Annotated in this window: 21 protein-coding genes; 2 read left to right on the forward strand and 19 right to left on the reverse strand. The window is 60.8% G+C overall.

The features are described from left to right. Positions 1-9 precede the first annotated feature (9 nt). Positions 10-1662 carry a malate dehydrogenase (quinone) gene (gene mqo, locus IFT75_RS15845; protein ID WP_192055606.1) on the reverse strand — a complete coding sequence of 551 codons (1653 nt, stop codon included), beginning with the start codon at positions 1660-1662 and terminating at the stop codon, positions 10-12. A 471-nt stretch (positions 1663-2133) separates the two neighbouring features. Here mqo and IFT75_RS15850 point away from each other — a divergent pair, with 471 nt between their 5' ends. Next, the gene (locus IFT75_RS15850; protein WP_192055608.1) at positions 2134-2697 is read left to right on the forward strand and encodes a GNAT family N-acetyltransferase; all 564 of its coding nucleotides are present in this window, start codon (positions 2134-2136) and stop codon (positions 2695-2697) included. 80 nt (positions 2698-2777) lie between these two features. On the opposite strand, the gene sucD is transcribed toward IFT75_RS15850, so the two are convergent. The 9 genes from sucD to sdhC all read right to left on the reverse strand — a co-directional run bounded on the left by sucD (position 2778) and on the right by sdhC (position 14129). Then, on the reverse strand, positions 2778-3659 hold the full coding sequence (sucD, locus tag IFT75_RS15855; RefSeq protein ID WP_122477308.1) for a succinate--CoA ligase subunit alpha: 882 nt from the start codon (positions 3657-3659) through the stop codon (positions 2778-2780). Beyond that, the gene (gene sucC / locus IFT75_RS15860; RefSeq protein WP_122477306.1) at positions 3659-4825 is read right to left on the reverse strand and encodes an ADP-forming succinate--CoA ligase subunit beta; all 1167 of its coding nucleotides are present in this window, start codon (positions 4823-4825) and stop codon (positions 3659-3661) included. The genes sucD and sucC overlap by 1 nt, the downstream gene beginning before the upstream one ends. A gap of 178 nt (positions 4826-5003) precedes the next feature. Beyond that, a complete protein-coding gene (gene lpdA / locus IFT75_RS15865; protein WP_122715781.1) occupies positions 5004-6437 on the reverse strand; it encodes a dihydrolipoyl dehydrogenase in 1434 nt (477 codons plus the stop codon). Positions 6438-6537: 100 nt separating this feature from the next. Beyond that, positions 6538-7770: a 2-oxoglutarate dehydrogenase complex dihydrolipoyllysine-residue succinyltransferase gene (odhB, locus tag IFT75_RS15870; RefSeq protein ID WP_192055610.1), complete on the reverse strand. Its 1233-nt coding sequence runs from the start codon at positions 7768-7770 to the stop codon at positions 6538-6540. Positions 7771-7812: 42 nt separating this feature from the next. Continuing rightward, positions 7813-10644 (reverse strand): 2-oxoglutarate dehydrogenase E1 component, encoded by a 2832-nt coding sequence (locus IFT75_RS15875; RefSeq protein WP_122477300.1) that lies wholly within the window; start codon positions 10642-10644, stop codon positions 7813-7815. A gap of 244 nt (positions 10645-10888) precedes the next feature. Continuing rightward, positions 10889-11593 (reverse strand): succinate dehydrogenase iron-sulfur subunit, encoded by a 705-nt coding sequence (locus tag IFT75_RS15880; RefSeq protein WP_043193659.1) that lies wholly within the window; start codon positions 11591-11593, stop codon positions 10889-10891. 11 nt (positions 11594-11604) lie between these two features. Further along, a complete protein-coding gene (gene sdhA / locus IFT75_RS15885) occupies positions 11605-13377 on the reverse strand; it encodes a succinate dehydrogenase flavoprotein subunit (protein ID WP_122477298.1) in 1773 nt (590 codons plus the stop codon). Between the two features lie 3 nt (positions 13378-13380). Further along, positions 13381-13749, reverse strand: a complete 369-nt coding sequence (sdhD, locus tag IFT75_RS15890) for a succinate dehydrogenase, hydrophobic membrane anchor protein (protein WP_043190640.1) — start codon at positions 13747-13749, stop codon at positions 13381-13383. Further along, positions 13743-14129 (reverse strand): succinate dehydrogenase, cytochrome b556 subunit, encoded by a 387-nt coding sequence (gene sdhC / locus IFT75_RS15895; RefSeq protein WP_185793015.1) that lies wholly within the window; start codon positions 14127-14129, stop codon positions 13743-13745. Before sdhC ends, sdhD begins: the two co-directional genes overlap by 7 nt. 349 nt (positions 14130-14478) lie before the next feature. Between sdhC and gltA the strand changes: the two genes are divergently transcribed. Next, complete coding sequence (gene gltA / locus IFT75_RS15900; RefSeq protein ID WP_043190646.1) at positions 14479-15768, forward strand: citrate synthase; 1290 nt, start codon at positions 14479-14481, stop codon at positions 15766-15768. 48 nt (positions 15769-15816) lie between these two features. On the opposite strand, the gene IFT75_RS15905 is transcribed toward gltA, so the two are convergent. The 9 genes from IFT75_RS15905 to IFT75_RS15945 all read right to left on the reverse strand — a co-directional run bounded on the left by IFT75_RS15905 (position 15817) and on the right by IFT75_RS15945 (position 22784). Continuing rightward, a complete protein-coding gene (locus IFT75_RS15905; RefSeq protein ID WP_192055611.1) occupies positions 15817-16419 on the reverse strand; it encodes an START domain-containing protein in 603 nt (200 codons plus the stop codon). A gap of 37 nt (positions 16420-16456) precedes the next feature. Beyond that, positions 16457-16708, reverse strand: a complete 252-nt coding sequence (locus IFT75_RS15910; RefSeq protein WP_122477294.1) for a YkgJ family cysteine cluster protein — start codon at positions 16706-16708, stop codon at positions 16457-16459. Between the two features lie 131 nt (positions 16709-16839). Further along, entirely contained in the window at positions 16840-17349 is a 510-nt protein-coding gene (locus IFT75_RS15915; protein ID WP_185793013.1) for a translation initiation factor 2, read from the reverse strand. 73 nt (positions 17350-17422) lie between these two features. After that, positions 17423-18862: an aminotransferase-like domain-containing protein gene (locus IFT75_RS15920; RefSeq protein WP_122477290.1), complete on the reverse strand. Its 1440-nt coding sequence runs from the start codon at positions 18860-18862 to the stop codon at positions 17423-17425. A 112-nt stretch (positions 18863-18974) separates the two neighbouring features. Beyond that, complete coding sequence (locus IFT75_RS15925; RefSeq protein ID WP_122477288.1) at positions 18975-19775, reverse strand: OmpA family protein; 801 nt, start codon at positions 19773-19775, stop codon at positions 18975-18977. 14 nt (positions 19776-19789) lie between these two features. Continuing rightward, positions 19790-20143 carry a DUF4398 domain-containing protein gene (locus tag IFT75_RS15930; RefSeq protein WP_446731036.1) on the reverse strand — a complete coding sequence of 118 codons (354 nt, stop codon included), beginning with the start codon at positions 20141-20143 and terminating at the stop codon, positions 19790-19792. A gap of 9 nt (positions 20144-20152) precedes the next feature. Further along, positions 20153-20980, reverse strand: coding sequence for a substrate-binding periplasmic protein (locus tag IFT75_RS15935; RefSeq protein WP_192055613.1), 828 nt, complete (start codon positions 20978-20980; stop codon positions 20153-20155). A gap of 110 nt (positions 20981-21090) precedes the next feature. Then, positions 21091-22035: an electron transfer flavoprotein subunit alpha/FixB family protein gene (locus IFT75_RS15940; protein ID WP_192055615.1), complete on the reverse strand. Its 945-nt coding sequence runs from the start codon at positions 22033-22035 to the stop codon at positions 21091-21093. Further along, positions 22035-22784, reverse strand: coding sequence for an electron transfer flavoprotein subunit beta/FixA family protein (locus tag IFT75_RS15945; protein WP_122477283.1), 750 nt, complete (start codon positions 22782-22784; stop codon positions 22035-22037). Before IFT75_RS15945 ends, IFT75_RS15940 begins: the two co-directional genes overlap by 1 nt. Positions 22785-22807: the final 23 nt, after the last annotated feature.

A 22807-nucleotide genomic window follows, 5' to 3' on the forward strand; every position in this document is an offset into this window, starting at 1 on the left:
GCTTGGGGATTACAGGGCCATGTCGGCCGCTGGATTGCTTTCAGCCTTCGGTGCAGCCTGACCTTCGATCGGGTTGGCAGCAGCGGCGGCCTGGTCGATCACCGGCGGTGCAACAGCCAACTGCAGGATCTTGGCGGTGTAGTTCCACTCTTTCTGCACAGCCTCTGGCGAGTTGTTCAGTGCAGTCCCGTAGCTCGGCACGATCTGACGCAGTTTTGCTTGCCATTCAGGCGTGGCAACTTTGTCCTTGAACGCTTTTTCCAGCACGTTGATCATGATCGGTGCTGCAGTCGATGCGCCCGGCGAAGCGCCCAGCAAACCGGCAATGCTGTTGTCCTTGGACACCACGATTTCGGTACCCAGTTTCAGCACGCCGCCCTTCTCTTCGTCGCGCTTGATGATCTGCACGCGCTGGCCGGCCTGCCACAGACGCCAGTCTTCTTTCTTGGCGTTGGGGAAGTACTGCTTCAGTGCCTGGTAGCGATCGTCGTCGGACAGCATGACCTGACCTGCCAGGTATTCGATCAGTGGGTACTGTTCGATACCGACCTTGGTCATCGGCCATACGTTATGCAGGTTGGTGCTGGTCAGCAGGTCCAGGTACGAACCGTTCTTCAGGAACTTGGTCGAGAAGGTCGCGAATGGGCCAAACAAGACCACGCGCTTGCCGTCCAGCACGCGGGTGTCCAGGTGTGGAACGGACATGGGCGGCGCGCCAGTCGACGCGATACCGTAGGCCTTGGCCATATGCTGCATGGCCACGGTCGGGTTCTCGGTCACCAGGAACGAGCCACCTACCGGGAAACCGCCGTATTCCTTGGCCTCGGGAATGCCCGAATCCTGCAGCAGATGCAGCGCGGCACCACCAGCACCGATGAATACGAACTTGGCGTCGGTTTCGGTCTTGGTACCGTCTTTCAGGTTCTTGTAGGTCACGCGCCACGAACCGTCGGCGTTGCGCTTGATGTCTTGCACTTCGCTGGACAGCTTCAGATCGAAGCCGTTCTGACCCTTCAGGTGGCCGACGTACTGGCGAGTGATCTCGCCGAAGTTCATGTCGGTACCCAGCGGACTCCAGGTGACGGCCAGTTTCTGATTGGGGTCGCGGCCCTCCATCATCAACGGCACCCACTTCTTGATCTGCTCGTGATCCTGGGAGAACTGCATGCCGGCGAACAGCGGGCTGGCCTTCAGCGCCTCGTAGCGCTTCTTGAGGAACTCGATGTTGTTGTCGCCCCACACGAAGCTCATGTGCGGCGTGGAGTTGATGAACGTGCGTGGGTTCTTCAGAACACCGGCAGTGACCTGGTGCGCCCAGAACTGACGGGAAATCTGGAAGGCTTCGTTGATCTCGATCGCCTTGGCGATCTGGACCTTGCCGTCCTTGTCTTCCGGGGTGTAGTTCAGCTCGGCCAGGGCAGAGTGACCGGTACCGGCGTTGTTCCAGCCATTGGAGCTTTCTTCGGCAACGGCGTCCAGGCGCTCGACCATTTCCATCGACCAGCTTGGCTCGAGCTCGTTGAGCAGCACGCCCAGCGTGGCGCTCATGACACCACCGCCGATCAGCAGGACGTCGACTTTCTTCGCTTCGGCCGCTTGTGCCGACACCATCCCGATGGACAGAGCCAGACCCAGCAGCGCTGTGTTCGCTTTCTTCAACATACAGAAATTCCTAGGATTGAACGCCATTGGCTCGATCCGACCACGCTGACGTTTCAAGCTGCCCAGAGCGGGCCGCGAAACGAGTCGTCGGCAAACCGTGTAAATGGCATAGAAGGCCAAATTCGTTGCATCGGCCTCACATTCATGTCCTTAGCGTGCTGACTTTCTTGTTGAATATTGTCTTCAGCGACTTCAGTGACATCGACCTTGGCATGCCTTGCAGCACAAGGTCACTGCTGGCAGCCGGCCAGAATCCACAACCTGAACTTTCGTTCATGGGCTGCGACATTATGGCGGGTCGACATATTACATGAGAGTGGCTACCCGCAACCAGATCAATGTGGTCGATTGCCTCAATCGATATAAATGGTCATATCAATTAAGGAAAGCCCCTACATCGTTTAATGATACTTCTTACATGCGGGACTTGGTGAGTCCAGTAAAGTCCTCCGCTTTCATGAGTGTCATACGATGACCGACTGTACGGACCCATTCATACCTACGCTCAGTACCCGCAGGCTGCTGCTGCTCCCGCTCACCCTGGCCGACGCGCCGCGCTACCAGCAGCTGATCGCAGACTGGGACATGGTTCGCTACATCACTGCCAACATGCCGTGGCCCTACCCCGCCGGCGAGGGGCTGCGCTACATCCGGGAGGATGCGTTGCCTGCCATGGCCGACGCCGAAGAATGGCATTGGACACTCCGGCTGCATGACGCGCCCGAAACCATTATTGGCGTGATCAGCCTGATGGACGAATGCGACGACAACCGCAGTTTCTGGATTGCCAAGCCCTGGCAAAACCAGGGGCTGGTTGGCGAAGCATGCGAGGTGGTGACCCGCTTCTGGTTCCAGACCTTGGACAAACCCGTCTTGAGAGTCGCCAAGGCAGTGGCAAACGAGGCGTCCCGGCGGATCTCCATGCGCGAGGGCATGCAGGTGGTTCTTCGGCGATACCAGGACTTCGTGTGCGGCCGCATGCAGGAAGAGGTCTGGGAGTTGACGCGCGAGCAGTGGCTGGCACGGCAAACCTAGGCCTGCGGCAAAAACACAAAAGCCACCCGAAGGTGGCTTTTGTGACTACGCGAACAACCCAGCAAACAGGTAAGCGAAGCTTACTTGACTGCCCAGCCCGTCAGCTCGGCCAGGGCCTTGCCGATGTCGGCCAGCGAACGCACGGTTTTCACACCGGCGTCCTGCAGGGCAGCGAACTTCTCGTCTGCAGTACCCTTGCCGCCGGAGATGATTGCACCGGCATGGCCCATGCGCTTGCCCGGAGGAGCAGTCACACCAGCGATGTACGAAACAACCGGCTTGGTCACGTGAGCCTTGATGTAGGCTGCGGCCTCTTCTTCGGCAGAACCACCGATCTCGCCGATCATGACGATCGCTTCGGTCTGTGGGTCTTCCTGGAACAACTTCAGGATGTCGATGAAGTTCGAACCTGGAATCGGGTCACCGCCGATGCCGACGCAGGTCGACTGGCCGAAACCGGCGTCAGTGGTCTGCTTCACGGCTTCGTAGGTCAAGGTGCCGGAACGCGACACGATGCCAACCTTGCCTGGCAAGTGGATGTGGCCTGGCATGATGCCGATCTTGCACTCGCCCGGAGTGATGACGCCTGGGCAGTTAGGGCCGATCAGGACCACGCCCAGCTCGTCGCACTTGACCTTGGCTTCCAGCATGTCGATGGTCGGAATGCCTTCGGTGATGCAGACGATCAGCTTGATGCCGCCGAACGCTGCTTCAAGGATGGAATCCTTGCAGAACGGAGCGGGTACGTAGATGACCGAAGCGGTGGCGCCGGTTTTCTCGACAGCTTCCTGAACGGTGTTGAATACCGGCAGGTTCAGGTGAGTGGTACCACCCTTGCCTGGGGTCACGCCGCCGACCATCTTGGTGCCGTAGGCGATGGCCTGTTCGGAGTGGAAAGTACCCTGCGAGCCGGTGAAGCCCTGGCAGATGACCTTGGTGTCTTTATTGATCAGGACGCTCATTACTTGCCCTCCGCAGCTTTGACAACTTGTTGAGCAGCGTCGGTCAGGCTGGTGGCTGCGATGATGTTCAGACCGCTTTCCGCCAGTACTTTAGCGCCCAGTTCAGCGTTGTTGCCTTCAAGGCGCACAACTACCGGGATTTTCACGCCGACTTCCTTCACCGCGCCAATGATGCCTTCGGCAATCATGTCGCAACGAACGATGCCGCCGAAGATGTTGACCAGTACGGCCGCGACATTGGTGTCGGACAGGATGATCTTGAACGCTTCGGTTACGCGTTCCTTGGTGGCACCACCGCCTACGTCGAGGAAGTTGGCTGGCTTGCCGCCATGCAGGTTGACGATGTCCATGGTACCCATGGCCAGGCCAGCACCGTTGACCATGCAGCCAATGTTGCCTTCCAGGGCCACGTAGTTCAGTTCGAACTTGGCGGCGTGCGCCTCACGCGGGTCATCCTGCGATGGGTCGTGGAAACCCTTCAGCTTGGGCTGACGGTACATGGCGTTGGCGTCGATGTTGATCTTGGCATCGAGGCAATGCAGATCGCCATCGGCCTTGATGACCAACGGGTTGACTTCCAGCAGGGCCAGATCGTGGTCCTGGAACAGCTTGGCCAGGCCAACGAAGATCTTGGCGAACTGAGCGACCTGCTTGCCTTCCAGACCCAGCTGGAAAGCCAGCTCGCGGCCCTGGAACGGCTGTGCGCCGACCAGCGGATCGATGGTGGACTTGAGGATCTTCTCGGGAGTGTCGTGAGCGATCTTCTCGATGTCCACGCCACCTTCGGTGGAAGCCATGAACACGATGCGACGGCTGGAACGGTCCACTACGGCACCCAGATACAGCTCTTTGGCGATATCGGTGCAGGACTCGACCAGGATCTTGGTGACGGGCTGACCGTTGGCGTCAGTCTGGTAGGTCACCAGACGCTTGCCCAGCCACTGCTGGGCGAAAGCCTTGGCGTCTTCCTTGCTGCGAACCAGTTTCACACCACCAGCCTTGCCGCGACCACCAGCGTGGACCTGGGCCTTGACGACCCACTCGCTGCCGCCGATCTTGTCGCAGGCTTCTGCGGCGTCTTCGGGGGTGTCTACCGCGTAACCTTTGGATACTGGCAGGCCGTATTCAGCGAACAGCTGCTTACCCTGATACTCGTGAAGATTCATGCTTATTACCGTCTTCGTTAGGTACTGCGCTTTTCGGCGCTGCGCTTCATGATTGAAGTGCCGCGCCACCTGTGACTGCTACTCGCCGGTTGACCGGCGAGGTGAGTCCGGCGGACATTCCGCGGCAGGCCCTGCGAACAGGGCATGCGACGGGCAGGCCACCGTGGTTTCTTATTGTTTAACGCTTCTTGCGGTTGGCGATGTGGATGGCGCCGCCATTCACTGCCAGGGCCGCTTCGTGCAGGGCTTCCGACAGGGTCGGATGCGAGAAGACCATCATGCCCAGGTCTTCGGCACTGGTACCGAATTCCATGGCGATGGCGCCCTGCTGAACCAATTCTGCCGCGCTCGGGCCAATCACATGCACACCCAGTACGCGGTCGGTCTTGGCATCGGCGATGACCTTGACGAAACCGCCCGTGTCGTTGGCCGCCATGGCACGACCACTGGCCGCGAACGGGAAGCTGCCGACGTTGACTTCAACGCCTTCGGCCTTCAGCGTCTGTTCGGTCTTGCCGACCCATGCGATTTCCGGGTGGGTGTAGATGACCGACGGGATCAGGTCGTAGTTCATCACGGCCTTGTGGCCCTTGATGCGCTCGACGACCATGATGCCTTCCTCGGACGCCTTGTGCGCCAGCATCAGGCCACGCACCACGTCGCCGATGGCGTAGACGCCAGGCACGCTGGTGGTGCAGTAGTCATCGACATAGATGAAGCCGCGCTCGTCGATGTCCACGCCGCTGTCCGAAGCCAGCAGGTCGGTGGTGACCGGGCGACGGCCCACGGCGACGATCAGCTTGTCGAAGGTGATCGTCTGCTCGCCGTTGGCGTCGGTGTACTTGACCAGGACTTCTTCACCCTGCACTTCGGAACCGGTCACGCGCGCGCCGAGCTTGATGTCCAGGCCCTGCTTGGTGAAGGTCTTCAGGGCTTCCTTGGACACCGCGGTGTCGGCAGCCATGAGGAACGTGTCCAGTGCTTCGAGTACGGTGACTTCCGAACCCAGGCGCGACCATACCGAACCCAGCTCGAGGCCGATCACACCGGCGCCGATGACGCCAAGACGCTTGGGCACCTGCTGGAATTCCAGCGCGCCGGTGGAGTCGACGATGGTCTTCTGGTCGACAGGGGCCGGCGGGATGTCGATCGGACGCGAGCCGGACGCCAGGATGACGTTGTCGGCCTCGACGATTTCAACACCGTTGGGGCCGGTGACTTCGACTTTCTTGCCGGCCAGCAGTTTGCCGTGGCCTTGCAGCACGGTTACGCCGTTGGACTTGAACAGGCCGGCGACGCCGCCGGTCAGGTTCTTGACGATGTTGGACTTGCGACCAATCATCGCCGGCACGTCAATGGTCACGCCAGCGTGGTTGATGCCGTGGATGGCAAAGCCATCCTGTGCTTCGTGGAATTTCCACGAGCTGTCCAGCAGTGCCTTGGAGGGAATGCAACCCACGTTCAGGCAGGTACCGCCGAGGGCCAGCTTGCCCTCGCCGTCTTGATACTTCTCGATACAGGCAGTCTTGAGGCCCAGTTGTGCGGCCTTGATGGCAGCGACGTAGCCACCGGGGCCTGCGCCAATCACTACGACGTCGAATTTCTGAGTCATAAAACGATTCCTATTAGCGGCATGCTTGAAGCCCAGATGCCGAGTTCCGGATCAAGCTGCGTGGGCTCGATGGCGGATCCCGGGACCTGTGGCTGCCTTATCAGATATCCAGCAACAGACGCGCTGGATCTTCCAGCAGGTTCTTGATGGTCACCAGGAACGTCACGGCTTCCTTGCCATCGATCAGGCGATGGTCATACGACAGCGCCAGGTACATCATCGGGCGGATGACCACCTGGCCGTTGATCGCCATCGGGCGCTGCAGAATGTTGTGCATGCCCAGGATAGCCGCCTGCGGCGGGTTGACGATCGGGGTCGACATCATCGAACCGAAGGTACCACCGTTGGTGATGGTAAAGGTACCCCCGGTCATTTCGTCCATCGACAGCTTTCCGTCGCGCGCCTTCTTGCCGAAGGTGGCGATGCCGCCTTCGATCTCGGCCAGGCTCATGGCCTCGGCATTGCGCAGGACGGGAACCACCAGACCGCGATCACTGGAAACCGCCACACCAACGTCGGCATAGCCGTGATAGACGATGTCCGAGCCGTCGATCGAGGCGTTGACGGCCGGGAAGCGCTTCAGCGCCTCGGTAGCTGCCTTGACGAAGAACGACATGAAGCCCAGGCGCACGCCATTGTGCGACTTCTCGAAGAGGTCCTTGTACTTGGAGCGCAAGGCCATGACTTCGGTCATGTCGACTTCGTTGAACGTGGTCAGCATGGCCATGTTCGACTGGGCTTCCACCAGACGCTCGGCAACCTTGGCGCGCAGACGGGTCATCGGCACACGCTTTTCGGTACGGTCGCCGACGCTCTGCACGATGGCAGCGGCAGCGGCTGGCACGGCTGGCTTGGCGGCCGGTGCAGACCTCTTGGCTTCGATGGCGGCGACCAGGTCTTCCTTGGTGACGCGACCGTCTTTGCCGGTGCCCTTGACGCTGTTCAGGTTGATGCCGTTTTCTTCGGCCAGCTTGCGTGCAGCCGGGCCGCCAATGGCGTCATCGTCGCCAGCGGCAGGCGCCGAAGCCGCCTGTGGTGCGGCAGCCTGAGGCGCAGCAGCGGCCTGAGGTGCGGCAGCAGGTGCAGCAGCGACGCCGCCCGCCTCGATGGAGCCCAGGACTTCGTCCGACAGAACGGTGTCGCCTTCGTTCTTGACGATCGCGCCCAGCACGCCGTCGGCGGTGGCCAGCACTTCCAGGACGACCTTGTCGGTCTCGATGTCCACGATCAGGTCATCGCGCTTGACCGCGTCGCCCGGCTGCTTGTGCCAGGTGGCAACGGTGCCGTCGGCGACCGATTCCGGGAAGGTAGGGGCTTTGATCTCGATAGCCATTATCAGTATTTCCTTAAATTCGGTTTCAGGTGCGCGTTGGCATTAAACGGTGAAGGCATCTTGCAGCAATTTGGCTTGCTGCTCGGCGTGCATCGAAGCGTAACCGCAAGCCGGGGCAGCCGATGCGTCACGGCCGGCATACTCGAGGACCAGGGTCTTCTTGTGATTGCTCATGCTGCGGCGCAAGTGATGCTGACTGCTGTACCAGGCACCCTGGTTCATCGGCTCTTCCTGACACCAGGCCACATGTTCCAGATTGGTGTAGGCAGCAATCGCTTCCATCAGGTCGTCTTCAGGGAACGGATACAGCTGCTCGATGCGCACGATGGCCACATCTTCGCGACCTTCGGAACGGCGCTTCTCCAGCAGGTCGTAATAGACCTTGCCGCTGCACAGCACCAGACGCGTCACCTTCGCGGCGTCCAGGGTATCGATTTCCGGAATGACCGTCTGGAACGAGCCTTCGGCCAGGTCTTCCAGGGTCGACACGGCCAGCTTGTGACGCAACAGCGACTTGGGCGTGAGGACGATCAGCGGCTTGCGCAGCGGACGAATCACCTGGCGACGCAGCAGATGGTAGATCTGCGCCGGGGTGGTCGGCACACACACCTGGATGTTGTGCTCGGCGCACAACTGCAGGTAGCGCTCCAGACGCGCGGAAGAATGCTCCGGGCCCTGCCCTTCGTAGCCGTGCGGCAGCAGCATGGTCAGGCCGCACAGACGGCCCCACTTGTGTTCGCCACTGGTGATGAACTGATCGACCACCACCTGTGCACCGTTGGCGAAGTCGCCGAACTGGGCCTCCCAGATCACCAGCGCATTGGGCGAGGTGGTCGAGTAGCCGTATTCGAATGCCAGCACCGCTTCCTCGGAAAGGAAGGAGTCGTACAAGTCGAAGCGCGGCTGGCCATTGTAGAGGTTCTGCAACGGGATATAGGTCGCCGCATCCTTCTGGTTGTGCAGCACCGCGTGACGGTGCGAGAAGGTGCCGCGGCCGATGTCCTGGCCGGTCATGCGGATCGGATGGCCTTCGAACGCCAAGGTGGCGTAGGCCATGGTCTCGGCATAGCCCCAGTTGATCGGCAAGCCACCGGCCTGCATCTTCTGCCGGTCTTCGTAGATCTTCGCAACCTGACGCTGGACCACGAAGCCTTCCGGGATCTCCAGCAGCTTGGCGGACAGTTCCTGCAAGGTCTTGAGGTCGAAGCTGGTGTCGTGACGCGCGGTCCAGGCATGGCCCAGGTACGGGCGCCAGTCGACGAACAATTCCTTGTTCGGCTCCTTGACCAGGCTCTTGACCACGTGCAGACCGTTATCCAGCGCGTTGCGGTACTCGTCGATCTGGCTTTGAACGCTGCCTTCGTCGAGCACGCCGGCCTTGATCAGGCTTTCGGCGTACAACTCGCGCGTGGTGCGCTGCTTGGCGATCTGCTGGTACATCAGTGGCTGGGTGCCGCTAGGCTCGTCAGCTTCGTTGTGACCGCGACGGCGGTAGCAGACCAGGTCGATGACCACGTCACGCTTGAACTGCATGCGGTAGTCGATCGCCAGCTGGGTGACGAACACCACGGCTTCCGGGTCATCGCCATTCACGTGCAGGATCGGCGCCTGGATCATCTTGGCCACGTCGGTCGCGTACTCGGTGGAGCGCGCGTCGTACGGGTTGCTGATGGTGAAACCAACCTGGTTGTTGATCACGATGTGCACGGTACCGCCGGTCTTGAAACCGCGGGTCTGCGACATCTGGAAGGTTTCCATGACCACGCCCTGGCCGGCGAATGCAGCGTCGCCGTGCAGCGAGATTGGCAGCACCTTGTCGCCGACCGCGTCGTTGCGACGGTCCTGGCGGGCCCGCACCGAGCCTTCGACCACTGGCGACACGATTTCCAGGTGAGACGGGTTGAACGCCATGGCCAGGTGAACTTCGCCACCTGCGGTCATCACGTTGGACGAGAAACCCTGGTGATACTTGACGTCACCGGAACCCAGCTCGACCTTCTTCTTGCCTTCGAATTCGTCGAACAGGTCGCGGGGGTTCTTGCCGAAGGTGTTGACCAGCACGTTGAGACGGCCACGGTGGGCCATGCCGATCACGACTTCCTTGGTGCCATAGGAGCCCGAGCGCTGGATCATCTCGTCCAGCATCGGAATCAGGCTCTCGCCGCCTTCCAGACCGAAGCGCTTGGTGCCCGGGTACTTGGTGCCCAGGTACTTCTCCAGGCCCTCTGCTGCGGTGACACGCTCGAGCACGTGGCTGCGGCTTTCGGCCGAGAACGATGGACGACCGCGCACGCTTTCCAGGCGCTGCTGGAACCAGCTGCGCTGCTCGGAATCGGTGATGTGGGTGAACTCGGAGCCGATGGTGCGGCAATATGTCTGCTGCAAAGCCTCGAGAATTTCACGTAGGCTCGCCTCCTCTTTGCCGATGAACAGGTCGCCGGCACGGAAGGTCGTATCCAGATCGGCATTGGTCATGCCGTAATGGTTGATTGACAGGTCTGCCGGAGCAGGCCGTTGCCACAGCCCCAACGGGTCCAGTTGGGCTGCCTGGTGGCCGCGCATCCGGTAAGCCTGAATCAATCGCAGCACTTCCACCTGCTTCTTCTCGTGCTCGCTGCTCACGCTACCGGCGGAAACCGGTTGGGCACGGCGCTGGTTTTTGGCCAGCAGGACGAAATGATCGCGGATGGTGGAGTGTGCAACGTCGGTGGCAGTGCTGCCTTCGGCAGGCAACTTCTGAAAGTAGGTGCGCCATTCTTCTGGCACAGCGTTAGGGTCGTGCAGGTAAAGCTCATAGAGCTCTTCCACATAGGCAGCGTTACCACCGGATAGGTGGGCGCTGTTCCACATGCGCTGCATCACGCTTTCTTGCATGCTTGGTCACCCTCGGTTAGGGGACACCACCGGCGCTCACACCTTGGGCGTACTGACGCGGTCCATGTACAGCGACCGTGCAAGCCACCTCAGTTGTACGCTGGTAGTCCGGGTACCAGCCCGGAGCCCCTGCTGGTCTTGTTTCTTCGAAAGTAAAAGCGAAGCCTTACGCAGCCACGCTCGGGTTTTCATCACAGCACAGGATCACTCCTGCGCTGTGATGGCTTGCGGTGTAGCAGATGAATCAGACGCCGTTGGACAACAGCATGTTCCGCACGTGGCCAATGGCTTTGGTGGGGTTCAGGCCTTTGGGGCAAACGCTGACGCAGTTCATGATGCCGCGGCAGCGGAATACGCTGAACGGGTCATCCATCGATGCGAGGCGCTCGCTGGTCCGGGTATCGCGGCTGTCGGCCAGGAAACGGTAAGCCTGCAGCAACGCTGCCGGGCCCAGGAACTTGTCGGGGTTCCACCAGAACGACGGGCAGGACGTCGAGCAGCAGGCGCACAGGATGCACTCGTACAGACCGTCCAGCTTCTCGCGCTCTTCCGGAGTCTGCAGACGCTCGATGGCCGGGGCCGGCGTGTCGTTCTGCAGGAACGGCTTAACCTTCTCGTACTGCTTGTAGAAGATGCTCATATCCACGACCAGGTCACGGATCACCGGCAACCCTGGCAGCGGACGCACGATCAACTTGTTACCTTTTACGACAGCGGACAGCGGCGTGATGCACGCCAGGCCGTTCTTGCCGTTGATGTTCATGCCATCGGAACCGCACACGCCTTCACGGCACGAGCGACGATAGGAGAAGCCTTCGTCCTGTTCCTTGATCAGGGCCAGCACGTCCAGCACCATCACATCCTTGCCACCGGTGTCGACCTGGAATTCCTGCATGGACGGCGCAGCGTCCTGGTCCGGGTTGTAGCGATAAACACTGACTTGCAACATGGCGGCCACCCTCAGTAAGTCCGGATCTTCGGTTCCATGGTCGGAACGGTTTTCGGCGAGAAGTTCACGGCGCGTTTGGCAACACGTTTTTCACCCGGGAAGTACAGGGTGTGGCACAGCCAATTTTCGTCGTCGCGATCTTCGAAGTCTTCACGGGCGTGAGCGCCGCGGGACTCTTTGCGATGCTCGGCGGCAATCGCGGTGGCTTCCGCCACTTCCAGCAGGTTCTGCAATTCCAGCGCTTCGATCCGGGCGGTGTTGAAGCCCTGGCTCTTGTCGTTGATCTTGACGTTGGCAATGCGCTCGCGCAGGCCGGCCAGCTGATCGATACCTTTCTGCATGTACTCGCCGGTGCGGAACACACCGAAGTAGTTCTGCATGCAGCTCTGCAGTTCTTTGCGCAGGCTGGCGACATCTTCACCCGTGGTGCGCGCGTTGAGGCCGTCCAGACGCGCCAGGGCGACTTCCAGATCGGTGTCGCTGGCGCGGCGGTATTCGATACCCTCGCTCAGCGCCTGCTCCAGGTGCAGGCCTGCGGCACGACCGAACACCACCAGGTCGAGCAGCGAGTTGCCGCCCAGGCGGTTGGCGCCATGGACCGACACACAAGCCACTTCGCCCACGGCGAACAGGCCCGGGATGATGGCGTCGTTGCCATTGGCATCCTGGGTGATTGCCTGACCGTGGATGTTGGTAGCGACACCCCCCATCATGTAATGACAAGTTGGCACGACAGGAATCGGCGCAACGGCCGGATCGACGTGGGCAAAGGTCTTGGACAACTCCATGATGCCTGGCAGACGGCTGTGCAGCACTTCCTCGCCCAGGTGATCGAGCTTGAGCATCACGTGATCGCCATCGGGACCACAGCCGTTGCCGGCGATGATTTCCTTGACCATCGAGCGTGCAACCACGTCGCGACCGGCAAGGTCCTTGGCGTTCGGCGCGTAGCGCTCCATGAAACGCTCGCCATGCTTGTTGATCAGGTAGCCGCCTTCACCGCGGCAGCCTTCGGTGACCAGTACACCTGCGCCGGCAATGCCGGTCGGGTGGAACTGCCACATCTCGATGTCCTGCACCGGCACACCGGCACGCAAGGCCATGCCCACGCCGTCACCGGTGTTGATCAGGGCATTGGTGGTGGACGAGTAGATACGCCCGGCCCCGCCGGTAGCCAGTACGGTGGCATTGGCGCGGATGTACGAGGTCTCGCCGGTTTCGATGCAGATGGCGATGACGCCAACGATCGCGCCGTCCTGGTTTTTCACCAGATCGACCGCGTAGTACTCGTTCAGGAACACGGTACCGGCCTTCAGGTTGGCCTGGTACAGGGTGTGCAGCAGCGCGTGGCCGGTACGGTCGGCAGCGGCGCAGGTACGTGCGGCCTGGCCGCCCTTGCCGAAGTCCTTGGACTGTCCACCGAACGGACGCTGGTAGATACGGCCCTGCTCGGTACGCGAGAACGGCAGCCCCATGTGCTCGAGCTCGAAGACCGCTTCCGGACCTACCGAACACATGTACTCGATAGCGTCCTGGTCGCCGATGTAGTCGGAACCCTTGACGGTATCGTACATGTGCCAGCGCCAGTCATCGTTCGGGTCGGCCGAGGCGATGGCGCAGGTGATGCCGCCCTGCGCCGAAACGGTGTGCGAGCGAGTGGGAAATACCTTGGTGACGACGGCGGTCTTGTGACCACCCTGGGCCAGCTGCAGCGCTGCGCGCATGCCGGCACCACCACCACCAATGATGATGGCGTCGAAGGAAAGCGTACTAATGTTAGCCATGAATCAGATACCCCAAAGAATCTGCACACCCCAGACGAAGTACGCGAACATCGCGACGCCGCATACCGCCTGGAACAGGAAGCGTATAGCCGTGGCCGACTTGCCGAAAGCCATTGGCGTCAGGTAGTCGGTGGCAATGGTCCACATGCCTACCCAGGCGTGGGCGCCGAGGGCGACCAGCGCCAGAAGGCTGAAGATGCGCATCCAGTTGCTGCTGAACAGCGAGTGCCATTGGGTGTATTCGATGCCTGGATTGGCAACGATGTAGCCGATCAGAAAAAGAAAATAAGCCGCGAGAACGACCGCAGACACACGCTGTGCCATCCAGTCATAGAGGCCCGAACGCGAAAGGTTCGTAACGTTGGTTACCATACCCAAACTCCTGCCAGAACGATCAGCACCACCGAGATGATGAGAACGATTTTAGAGCCCAGCTTGCCGCCTTCCAGCGTCTCGCCGATGCCCATGTCCATGATCAGGTGGCGCACACCGGCCACCAGGTGATACAGCAAGGCGGACAGCAGGGCCCAGATCACGAACTTGGCCAGCGGGCTGGTCATATACGCCTTCACCTCGCCGAAGCCTTCCTCGGAACCCAGGGATTTGCCCAATGCGTACAGCATGAGAGCGATGCCCAGGAACAGGATGACACCGGATATACGATGGAGAATGGACGTGTAAGCAGTGACAGGGAGTTTGATGGTCCTTAGGTCTAGGTTTACAGGTCGTTGGCTATTCACGGCTTTTTTCACACTGAAGAGCCCCTAGCAAGCAGGGCAAGTTGTAGGGAAGTGTACTGGTCAGGTACTCACCACCCAGGAGGTGACGACCCCGTCGAAATGGCTCGGAAAAGCCCCCGGCGGTCGGCTGCCGAGTATAGACAGTTAGGATACTAATGACAACGCACCGCAGGCCCCGGACGGCGGATTGCGCATGCATGGCAAAAGGTTTGAACGGGGCGTAATTTCGCGAAAAAAGCCCGCTCGCAGCGCTCTGGAGCCTTACTTTAAGCAAATTGACATTCGAATTTATCTCACTATAGTGGTGCGGGCCCTGCGTGGGGGGTCTGTCTGATGATTCCAAGCATTAATAGGAGGCCACATGGCTGACAAAAAAGCGCAGTTGATCATCGAGGGCGCAGCCCCCGTCGAGCTGCCGATTTTAACCGGCACCGTTGGTCCCGATGTAATCGACGTCAGGAGCTTGACTGCCACGGGCCGCTTCACTTTCGACCCAGGCTTCATGTCGACCGCCTCGTGCGAGTCGAAAATCACCTACATCGACGGCGACGCCGGAATCCTGCTGCACCGCGGGTATCCGATCGAGCAACTTGCCGAACAATCCGACTATCTCGAAACCTGCTACCTGCTGCTCAACGGCGAATTGCCTACGGCCGAGCAGAAAGCAAAGTTCGTTGGCAACATCAAGAACCACACCATGGTTCACGAGCAGTTGAAGACCTTCTTCAACGGCTTCCGCCGCGATGCCCACCCGATGGCCATCATGTGCGGCGTGGTCGGTGCGCTGTCCGCGTTCTACCACGACTCGCTCGACATCAATAACCCGCAGCACCGCGAGATCTCGGCAGTACGCCTGGTGGCCAAGATGCCGACACTGGCGGCCATGGTCTACAAGTACTCCATGGGCCAGCCCATGATGTACCCGCGCAACGATCTGTCGTATGCGGAAAACTTCCTGCACATGATGTTCAACACGCCGTGCGAGATCAAACCGATCAGCCCGGTACTGGCCAAGGCCATGGATCGCATCTTCATTCTGCACGCCGACCACGAACAGAATGCGTCCACTTCCACCGTGCGCCTGGCAGGCTCGTCGGGTGCCAACCCGTTCGCCTGCATCGCGGCCGGCATTGCAGCATTGTGGGGGCCTGCCCACGGCGGTGCCAACGAAGCCGTGCTGACCATGCTCGACGAGATTGGCGATGTGTCCAACATCGACACCTTCATCGCCAAGGCCAAGGACAAGAACGATCCGTTCAAGCTGATGGGCTTCGGTCACCGCGTCTACAAGAATCGCGACCCGCGGGCCACGGTGATGAAGCAGACCTGCGACGAAGTGTTGAAGGAACTGGGCATCAAGAACGATCCGCAGCTCGAACTGGCCATGCGCCTGGAAGAGATCGCCTTGACCGACCCCTACTTCATCGAGCGCTCGCTGTACCCGAACGTCGATTTCTATTCGGGCATCATCCTCAAGGCCATCGGCATTCCAACCAGCATGTTCACGGTCATCTTTGCCTTGGCGCGTACCGTGGGCTGGATCTCGCACTGGAAGGAAATGCTGTCGAGCCCGTACAAGATCGGCCGCCCACGCCAGCTGTACACCGGCGAGAAAAGCCGCGACGTGACCGCTCTGGACGATCGCACCTAAGCCTTCGCGTCACAACGAAAGGCCGCCTCCGGGCGGCCTTTTGCGTTGCTACTGTTCCGCTTTCGTGCGCAATGCCTTGAGCGTATTGAATGGGGCATCCACGACGAACTTGTTGGCAAGCCAGGAGGGCACGCTGCCGCCCGGCTCGGTGTGCACCTGGTAGATCACCTGGGTCTGATTGGCACCCTGGGGCACCATCTTCCAGAAACCTTCCACCTGCGCCACACGCACGAAGCCTTTCTCCTGCGGCACATAGTCGGCCGCCCCGGCCAGATTGCGGGTGACGCTGCCATCACTGCCATCGACCGTGGTGATATGCAGCACAGAGTCGCGCGGGGTGACCGGCCACGGCGTATTGAATTGGGTGTAGGTCCAGGTCTGATCGCCTTGATGCTTGAGCAGCTTCTGCGCCTTGCACTCATGAATCCAGGTACAGGCCCCGGCGACGTCCTCCTGCATGGCACGCAGCTTGGCCACGCTGGCCTTGATCGTGGTCTCACCCCTATAGGCCTTGTACTTGGAGCCCGCGACTTCACTCAGGGAAACCTTGATCCCCTCCTCGTCCTTGGCCACCGACCACTGCTCGGCGTGGGCAGACAGGTGAACGCTGCCCAGCAGGGCAACCAGCGCTATACGATGCATCGCTCTCATTGTTGTTGTTCCTTGTTGTCGAGGATCGAGACTGTGTCTACGCGGTCATCTGCTCCCACCAGCCCAGAATGCGCACGGCGTCCTGGTCGCTGTCGCCACACACTTCGGGATCGGCATGAAACGCCGAGCATACTGCTGGCCGCTCGGGCAGGCCGAACAGGGCACACAGGTTGTCCAGAGACAGCTGCACGCAGCGCTGCCCGGCCGGCTTGCCCAATGGCATGCCGGGGATAGGCGAACTGATGGAGGGGGCGATGCAGCAGGCGCCACAGCCTTCGCGGCATTTCATGACGTCATGACCTCACAGGCACAGAGTGTTGTAGAACACCCATGGTAGTGACCCAACGAGCGTTTGAAAATGCCTGCGTCGATAATTCGGCCGAGCCATGTGTAACGGCCGACTGAACTGGCCTACATGGCTCACTGCTTGAAATTGAAGTCCAGCGCGGCGCCCTCGACTTCACGACCATCGCTGCGCCGCTGCAGCTGCATCTCGTTGTTCAGCAGGCGACCATTGAGCTGGAAGTCCTCGCTGCCCTTGTCACTGAAGAAGGCAGGGAGAATCGGCTTGGGCGCAGGCTCGGCCAGCGGCGCAGGATGCACGGCGGCGTTGACGGGCTGGGTCGGCGGCTTGAGGTCCTTGACGATGTCCTTGGGCAGGCTCAAATCCAGGTTGGGCTTGGGCACCGGCGTGGCAATGACGTCCGCTTCCTTGCGCGACCGGCTTTTGGCAGCCTTCTTGCGAACCACAGGCTTTTTCGCGGCAGGCTTCTTCGCCGCAGAATCAGCCTTGGCGGTCGACTTTGCGGCATCTGCCGAGCGTGTCGCAGCCGACGGGCTATCCGGCGTTTGCGCGTGAACAGCGGGCACGGCAATGAAGCCCAGATTCAAGCAGAAAACCAGCAATGCGAGACGGCGCTTGGTGTTCATAGGGGCACGACAACTACGACGAAGCCTCTATGCTCCCTGTTAAGCGTCGTGCTGACAAGCCCCTCGTACAGTTTCAATAGGAAACTCCAGACTCCTGACACAGTTGCCGCGCCAGTACGCCGAGTGTTGCCAGTGCACGCTCCGCCTCGCGGTTCCACGGCACGCCACAGTTGAGCCGAATACAGTGGTTGAACTGCTCTGTGTTGCTGAAGATCAGGCCAGGCGCGATGCTGATTCCCTGCTCCAGTGCACGCACATGCAGCTCCTGGGTGTTGACCCGCCCGGGCAGGCTCACCCAGAGGATGAACCCTCCGGTAGGCCGCGTGATCTGCGTACCTTCCGGAAAATGCTGCTGTACCGCCAGCTGGAAAGCACTCAGGTTCTTGCGGTACTCCTGGCGAATGAAACGCAGGTGCCGGTCGTAGCCGCCGTTTTCCAGATAACTGGCAACACCCATCTGCGTGACGCTGCACGCCGAATGGGTACTGAACGTCTGCAGCCGCTGGACCTCGGCCTGGTATTTGCCGGCAATCATCCAACCGATGCGCACGCCGGGCGACAACGTCTTGGAGAAGCTGGAGCAGTAGATGACATGGCCCAGCCGGTCGAATGCCTTGAGCGCCTTGCTCTTGCCCTGCTCGAACATCAACTCGCCGTAGATATCGTCTTCGATGATCTGGATATCGAAATCCGAAGACAGCCGCAGCAGCTGCTTCATGCGTTCTTCGGGCATGGTTCCGCCCAGCGGATTGCTCAAGCGCGGCGTCAGTACCAGCGCCTTGATCGACCACTGGTTGGCAGCCAGCTGCAACGCTTCCAGGCTGATACCGGTGGACGGATCACTGGGAATCTCGATGACCTTCAGGCCGAGCAGGTCCGCCAACTGCAACAGGCCATAATAGGTAGGTGACTCGGCCGCGATCAGGTCGCCGGGCCGGGTGAGCACGCGCAGGCTCATCTGCAATGCATCGACGCAGCCATGAGTGATCACGATCTCCGAGGGATCGACCACCACACCGGCATCACGCATGCGGATCGCCACCTGCCGGCGCAGGGGCTCGAAGCCTGGGCTGAACATGTAGCTGAAGGCGCGCGGGCTCTGGAAGCGGGTGACTTTGGCCAACTGCTGATGCAGCGCGCGTACCGGTAGAAATTCGACATGGGGCACTGCGGCCCCCAATGGAAATACGCCCTCTCGACGGGATTCGTCGAGCACCTGCTGGATGATACTGCTGCGGGTAACCAACCCCGGACGCTCTACCCGGGCAATGTCAGGCGTAGGCGCGGTCAGCGCCGGGGTCTGGTGCACGTAATAGCCGGACTGGGGCCGCGCGCGGATCAACCCCTGGTCCTCGAGGTTGGCATAGGCTTGCAATACCGTGGCATGGCTGACATTGAGCTGGGCGCTCATCTTGCGCACCGAAGGCACGCGTTCGCCTGGCTGGTACACGCCGCGACGGATGTCATCAGCCAACTGCTGGGCGATACGCTGGTAGAGCAAGAGGTTGGTCATGGCCGGACCTTCGATGTGCCAGAAGACCCCTACAGATACGAACTGTACGGGGACAGCTGGCAGGATAGCAGAGCTGATCCTGCAACTGCACGGGCCACTTGCAACCTTGCGTTCAACCGCGGGGCAGCGCCAACTCGCCCTTGGAATTGGAAAAGACGATCTCGACCCGCCGATTCTGCGCCCTGCCCCGCTCCGAGGCATTCGCGTCCACCGGGTAGGCATCGCCATAGCCCTGCACTTGAATGCGCGACTCGTCGATACCCAGGTCGACCAGGGTGTCGGCCACCGACTGCGCACGGTCGGCAGAGAGCTGCAGGTTGAATGCTTTCTCTCCGGTGTTATCGGTATAGCCTTCGATACGCACCACGCGCTTGGGGTTGAGCTGCAGGAACTGCACGAGCTTGAGGATCGTGCGATTGGCCTGGGGCTTGAGCTGAGCCTCACCGGTATCGAACAATACATCGCCCAAGGTCATGACCAGGCCGCGGTCGGCCTCGACGTTGGCCAGCGCCAGAATCTGCTCTTCGAGCCATTTACCCTGCTGCTGCACGCTTTCCAGCTTGGAGTCGCGCAAGGCCAATTGCAGGCGCTGCAAGTCCATCTGCGCCTTGGTCAGACGCTGCTGGTTAAGCAGTTGCTCGCTTCGCTCCCGAGCGATCTCGCTATAGCGCAGGCTCAAGTATGCATAATGCTGGGCGTCGCTGCCGGTGCCCCAATAGCTGGCAAGTCGCTCGGCACGGGCCAGCGACTCGCCTGCACGGATGACATCCTTGGGCGCGCTGCGCAGCACGCTGGAATCATCGCGCACGGCCTGGAAAGCAGTCTCGGCACGCTGCACCGCCTCGCTGTTGGCGCGCTGGCCGGAGCAACCTACTGTCATCAAGCCGGCGGCCAGCAGCAGCCCCGTGCGCATTGCCGTCAACTGCTTCACTGCATGTCCCCCAATTGTTTACGCAGGCGTTGAATACGGGCGTCCAGGGCCTTGAGCTGCTCCTGCCCCTTGGCGGTCAACAACTGATCCTCGGCCAGGCGCGCATCCAATTCGGCCTGTTCGGCGTTGAGCCGGGCGCCCTTGTAGTTGCTATCAGCCATTTGCGCGCGAGCCTGGGCGAGCTTGCCAACCGCCAGCTGCATGGCCGGGTTTTCTTCTGTTGCACCGACTGCGCGCGCCTGTTCGACGGTTTGGTCGGCCAGACGCAATTGCTGCGTGGGCGCCGGATCACTGGCACAGCCAGCGAGCAGCAAGAGCAGCGAGCCTGCGGTCATAGCTTGAACGTTCACGAAAAATTCCTACTGTTGAAGGGCTGCAGGCGGGGGCGATTGCTGGGCTCTCCAGCGCTCGACATTGCGCGAGAACACCTCGGCCGGGATACCTGAAGCGGTCAATTCTGTCATTTTTTTCGCCAGCTGTCCGCGCAGCCAGGGATCGTTGCAGGCGGAGTCGTGAGACAGCGCCACGTACAACCCTGGTCGGTCGACCGGCAGCTCGCTGCTCTGCAACTTGTCGCCCACACCCTGTGCCTGAGCCATTGCTGCCCCGGAATAGCGTCCGGCGATCACATACTCAACCTGGCCATGCACCAGCCGGTCGAAAGCCTGCTGCAGATTCTCGGTGGTGGCGAGTTTCAGGTGTTCGGCGGCCAGGGTCACGAATGCCTGCGTGGGTCGCGCCTTGGCCGATATCGCCCCGGCGTGACCGTGCAGGTCGGCGAGGCTGCGATACTGCAGCGGTGCCGAACGCAGTGTCCACACCAGGTAATCGTTCGGAACCAGTGCAGGGTGCACGTAATCCAGGGACTCAAGCTCGTTCACGGCCAATGGCGCATCCACCAGCAGGTCCATTCGCCCCGTGCGTACTTCTTCCAGCGCCTGCGAACGCTTGCCTGCGTAGAGGATGTCGAGCTTGACGCCGATCTGCGCCGCCACCTGCTGCAGCAGCTCGGCGTTGACCCCGATCAGACGCTCGGGATCCTGGGGGTCCCGCCACAGATACGGCGGCGCGTCGGGACTGCCGCTGGCTATCAGCCGCTCACATTTGCCTGCACCCTGCGCCGCCAGTGGCAGCAGCGCGGCAGCCACGCACAGCGCCAAACGGCGTAGACCGCCTTTTCCAGTCATGCTCAACCTCGTGCGACCTTGTCACATGCAAAAAAGCCTGGTCGCGGTCTGCTGCCCATGGGCAACAGACCGCGACCAGGCTTGAATCAACCGCGGTCGAAACCGCTAAGTCAGACCAGCTTCTCGAGCTCGGGGACCGCTTCGAACAAGTCCGCGACCAGGCCGTAATCAGCGACCTGGAAGATCGGTGCTTCCTCGTCCTTGTTGATTGCCACGATCACCTTGGAATCCTTCATGCCCGCCAGATGCTGGATGGCTCCGGAAATGCCCACGGCGATGTACAGCTGCGGCGCGACGATCTTGCCGGTCTGCCCGACCTGCATGTCGTTGGGCACGAAACCGGCGTCGACGGCTGCACGCGACGCACCTACCGCAGCGCCCAGCTTGTCGGCCAGGGTGTACAGGTGTTTGAAGTTGTCACCGTTCTGCATGCCACGACCGCCGGATACGACGATCTTGGCAGCGGTGAGCTCGGGGCGATCGGACTTGGCCAGCTCTTCGCCAACGAAGCTCGACTTGCCAGTATCGTGGGCCGCGCCTACCGCTTTCACGCCAGCCGAACCACCTTCGGCGGCCACGGCGTCAAAACCGGTGGCACGCACGGTGATGACCTTGATCGCCGCACTCGATTGCACGGTGGCAATGGCGTTGCCCGCGTAGATCGGACGCTTGAAAGTGTCCGGCGACTCGACGGAAATGATCTCGGAAATCTGGTCGACGTCCAGCTGGGCGGCCACCCGTGGAAGAATGTTCTTGCCGTTGGCGGTTGCGGCAGACAGCACATGGCTGTAACCGGAGGCCAGCTCGACGATCAGCGGCGCGACGTTTTCAGGCAACTGATGGGCATAAGCGGCGTTGTCCGCCACCAGCACCTTGCTCACGCCGGCGATCTTGGCGGCGGCTTCGGCAACACTGGCGACCTGCACGCCGGCGACCAGTACGTGAATCTCGCCGCCGATCTTCTGCGCAGCGGCCACGGTGTTCAGGGTCGAAGGTGCCACACCCGTGTTCACCTGACCTTCGGTTACATAATCGGCGATAACCAGGATAGTCATTAGATTACCTTCGCTTCGTTTTTCAGTTTTTCGACCAGTTCGGCAACCGACTTGACCTTGATCCCGGCACTGCGAGTCGCCGGAGCCTCGACCTTGAGCGTCTTGTTGGTGGAGGTCACGGATACGCCGAGTGCCTCGGGCGTGAAAGACTCGAGGGGCTTCTTCTTCGCCTTCATGATGTTGGGCAGGGAGGCGTAGCGCGGCTCGTTCAGACGCAGGTCGGTGGTGACGATAGCCGGCAGGGTCAGGCCAACGGTCTGCAGCCCGTCATCGACTTCACGCGTGACATTGAGCTTGTCGCCAACCACTTCGACCTTGGAGGCGAAGGTACCCTGCGCGTAGCCGCTCAGCGCTGCCAGCATCTGGCCAGTCTGGTTGTTGTCGCTGTCGATTGCCTGTTTGCCCAGGATCACCAACTGTGGCTGTTCCTTGTCGACAACGGCCTTGAGCAGCTTGGCTACTGCCAGTGCGTTCAGTTCTTCGGCGTGCTCGATCAGTATTGCCCGGTCGGCGCCCAGGGCCAGCGCGGTGCGCAATTGCTCCTGCGCGGTGGCCGGACCGACGGTGACCACGACGATCTCGCTGGCGATGCCCTTCTCTTTCAGGCGCACGGCTTCTTCAACAGCGATTTCGCAGAAAGGGTTCATCGACATCTTGACGTTGGCAAGGTCGACGCCAGAGTTGTCCGCCTTGACGCGAACCTTGACGTTATAGTCGACCACTCGTTTGACAGCTACAAGAACCTTCATGGATTCCTCGTTACTCTCCGGTG

The sequence above is a fragment of the Pseudomonas sp. CFBP 8758 genome (assembly GCF_014841725.1).
GTDB lineage: Bacteria > Pseudomonadota > Gammaproteobacteria > Pseudomonadales > Pseudomonadaceae > Aquipseudomonas > Aquipseudomonas baltica.

What these genes read in the sequence shown, in the direction of transcription:
- IFT75_RS15920 (WP_122477290.1), bottom strand. Translation starts at nt 18,862, where the DNA reads ATGACCAACCTCTTGCTCTACCAGCGTATCGCCCAGCAGTTGGCTGAT.
- sdhA (WP_122477298.1), bottom strand. Translation starts at nt 13,377, where the DNA reads ATGGCTAACATTAGTACGCTTTCCTTCGACGCCATCATCATTGGTGGT.
- IFT75_RS15925 (WP_122477288.1), bottom strand. Translation starts at nt 19,775, where the DNA reads ATGCGCACGGGGCTGCTGCTGGCCGCCGGCTTGATGACAGTAGGTTGC.
- IFT75_RS15875 (WP_122477300.1), bottom strand. Translation starts at nt 10,644, where the DNA reads ATGCAAGAAAGCGTGATGCAGCGCATGTGGAACAGCGCCCACCTATCC.
- mqo (WP_192055606.1), bottom strand. Translation starts at nt 1,662, where the DNA reads ATGTTGAAGAAAGCGAACACAGCGCTGCTGGGTCTGGCTCTGTCCATC.
- IFT75_RS15880 (WP_043193659.1), bottom strand. Translation starts at nt 11,593, where the DNA reads ATGTTGCAAGTCAGTGTTTATCGCTACAACCCGGACCAGGACGCTGCG.
- odhB (WP_192055610.1), bottom strand. Translation starts at nt 7,770, where the DNA reads ATGGCTATCGAGATCAAAGCCCCTACCTTCCCGGAATCGGTCGCCGAC.
- IFT75_RS15910 (WP_122477294.1), bottom strand. Translation starts at nt 16,708, where the DNA reads ATGAAATGCCGCGAAGGCTGTGGCGCCTGCTGCATCGCCCCCTCCATC.
- IFT75_RS15905 (WP_192055611.1), bottom strand. Translation starts at nt 16,419, where the DNA reads ATGAGAGCGATGCATCGTATAGCGCTGGTTGCCCTGCTGGGCAGCGTT.
- IFT75_RS15850 (WP_192055608.1), top strand. Translation starts at nt 2,134, where the DNA reads ATGACCGACTGTACGGACCCATTCATACCTACGCTCAGTACCCGCAGG.
- IFT75_RS15915 (WP_185793013.1), bottom strand. Translation starts at nt 17,349, where the DNA reads ATGAACACCAAGCGCCGTCTCGCATTGCTGGTTTTCTGCTTGAATCTG.
- sucC (WP_122477306.1), bottom strand. Translation starts at nt 4,825, where the DNA reads ATGAATCTTCACGAGTATCAGGGTAAGCAGCTGTTCGCTGAATACGGC.
- IFT75_RS15945 (WP_122477283.1), bottom strand. Translation starts at nt 22,784, where the DNA reads ATGAAGGTTCTTGTAGCTGTCAAACGAGTGGTCGACTATAACGTCAAG.
- sdhD (WP_043190640.1), bottom strand. Translation starts at nt 13,749, where the DNA reads ATGGTAACCAACGTTACGAACCTTTCGCGTTCGGGCCTCTATGACTGG.
- gltA (WP_043190646.1), top strand. Translation starts at nt 14,479, where the DNA reads ATGGCTGACAAAAAAGCGCAGTTGATCATCGAGGGCGCAGCCCCCGTC.
- sucD (WP_122477308.1), bottom strand. Translation starts at nt 3,659, where the DNA reads ATGAGCGTCCTGATCAATAAAGACACCAAGGTCATCTGCCAGGGCTTC.
- lpdA (WP_122715781.1), bottom strand. Translation starts at nt 6,437, where the DNA reads ATGACTCAGAAATTCGACGTCGTAGTGATTGGCGCAGGCCCCGGTGGC.
- IFT75_RS15935 (WP_192055613.1), bottom strand. Translation starts at nt 20,980, where the DNA reads ATGACTGGAAAAGGCGGTCTACGCCGTTTGGCGCTGTGCGTGGCTGCC.
- IFT75_RS15940 (WP_192055615.1), bottom strand. Translation starts at nt 22,035, where the DNA reads ATGACTATCCTGGTTATCGCCGATTATGTAACCGAAGGTCAGGTGAAC.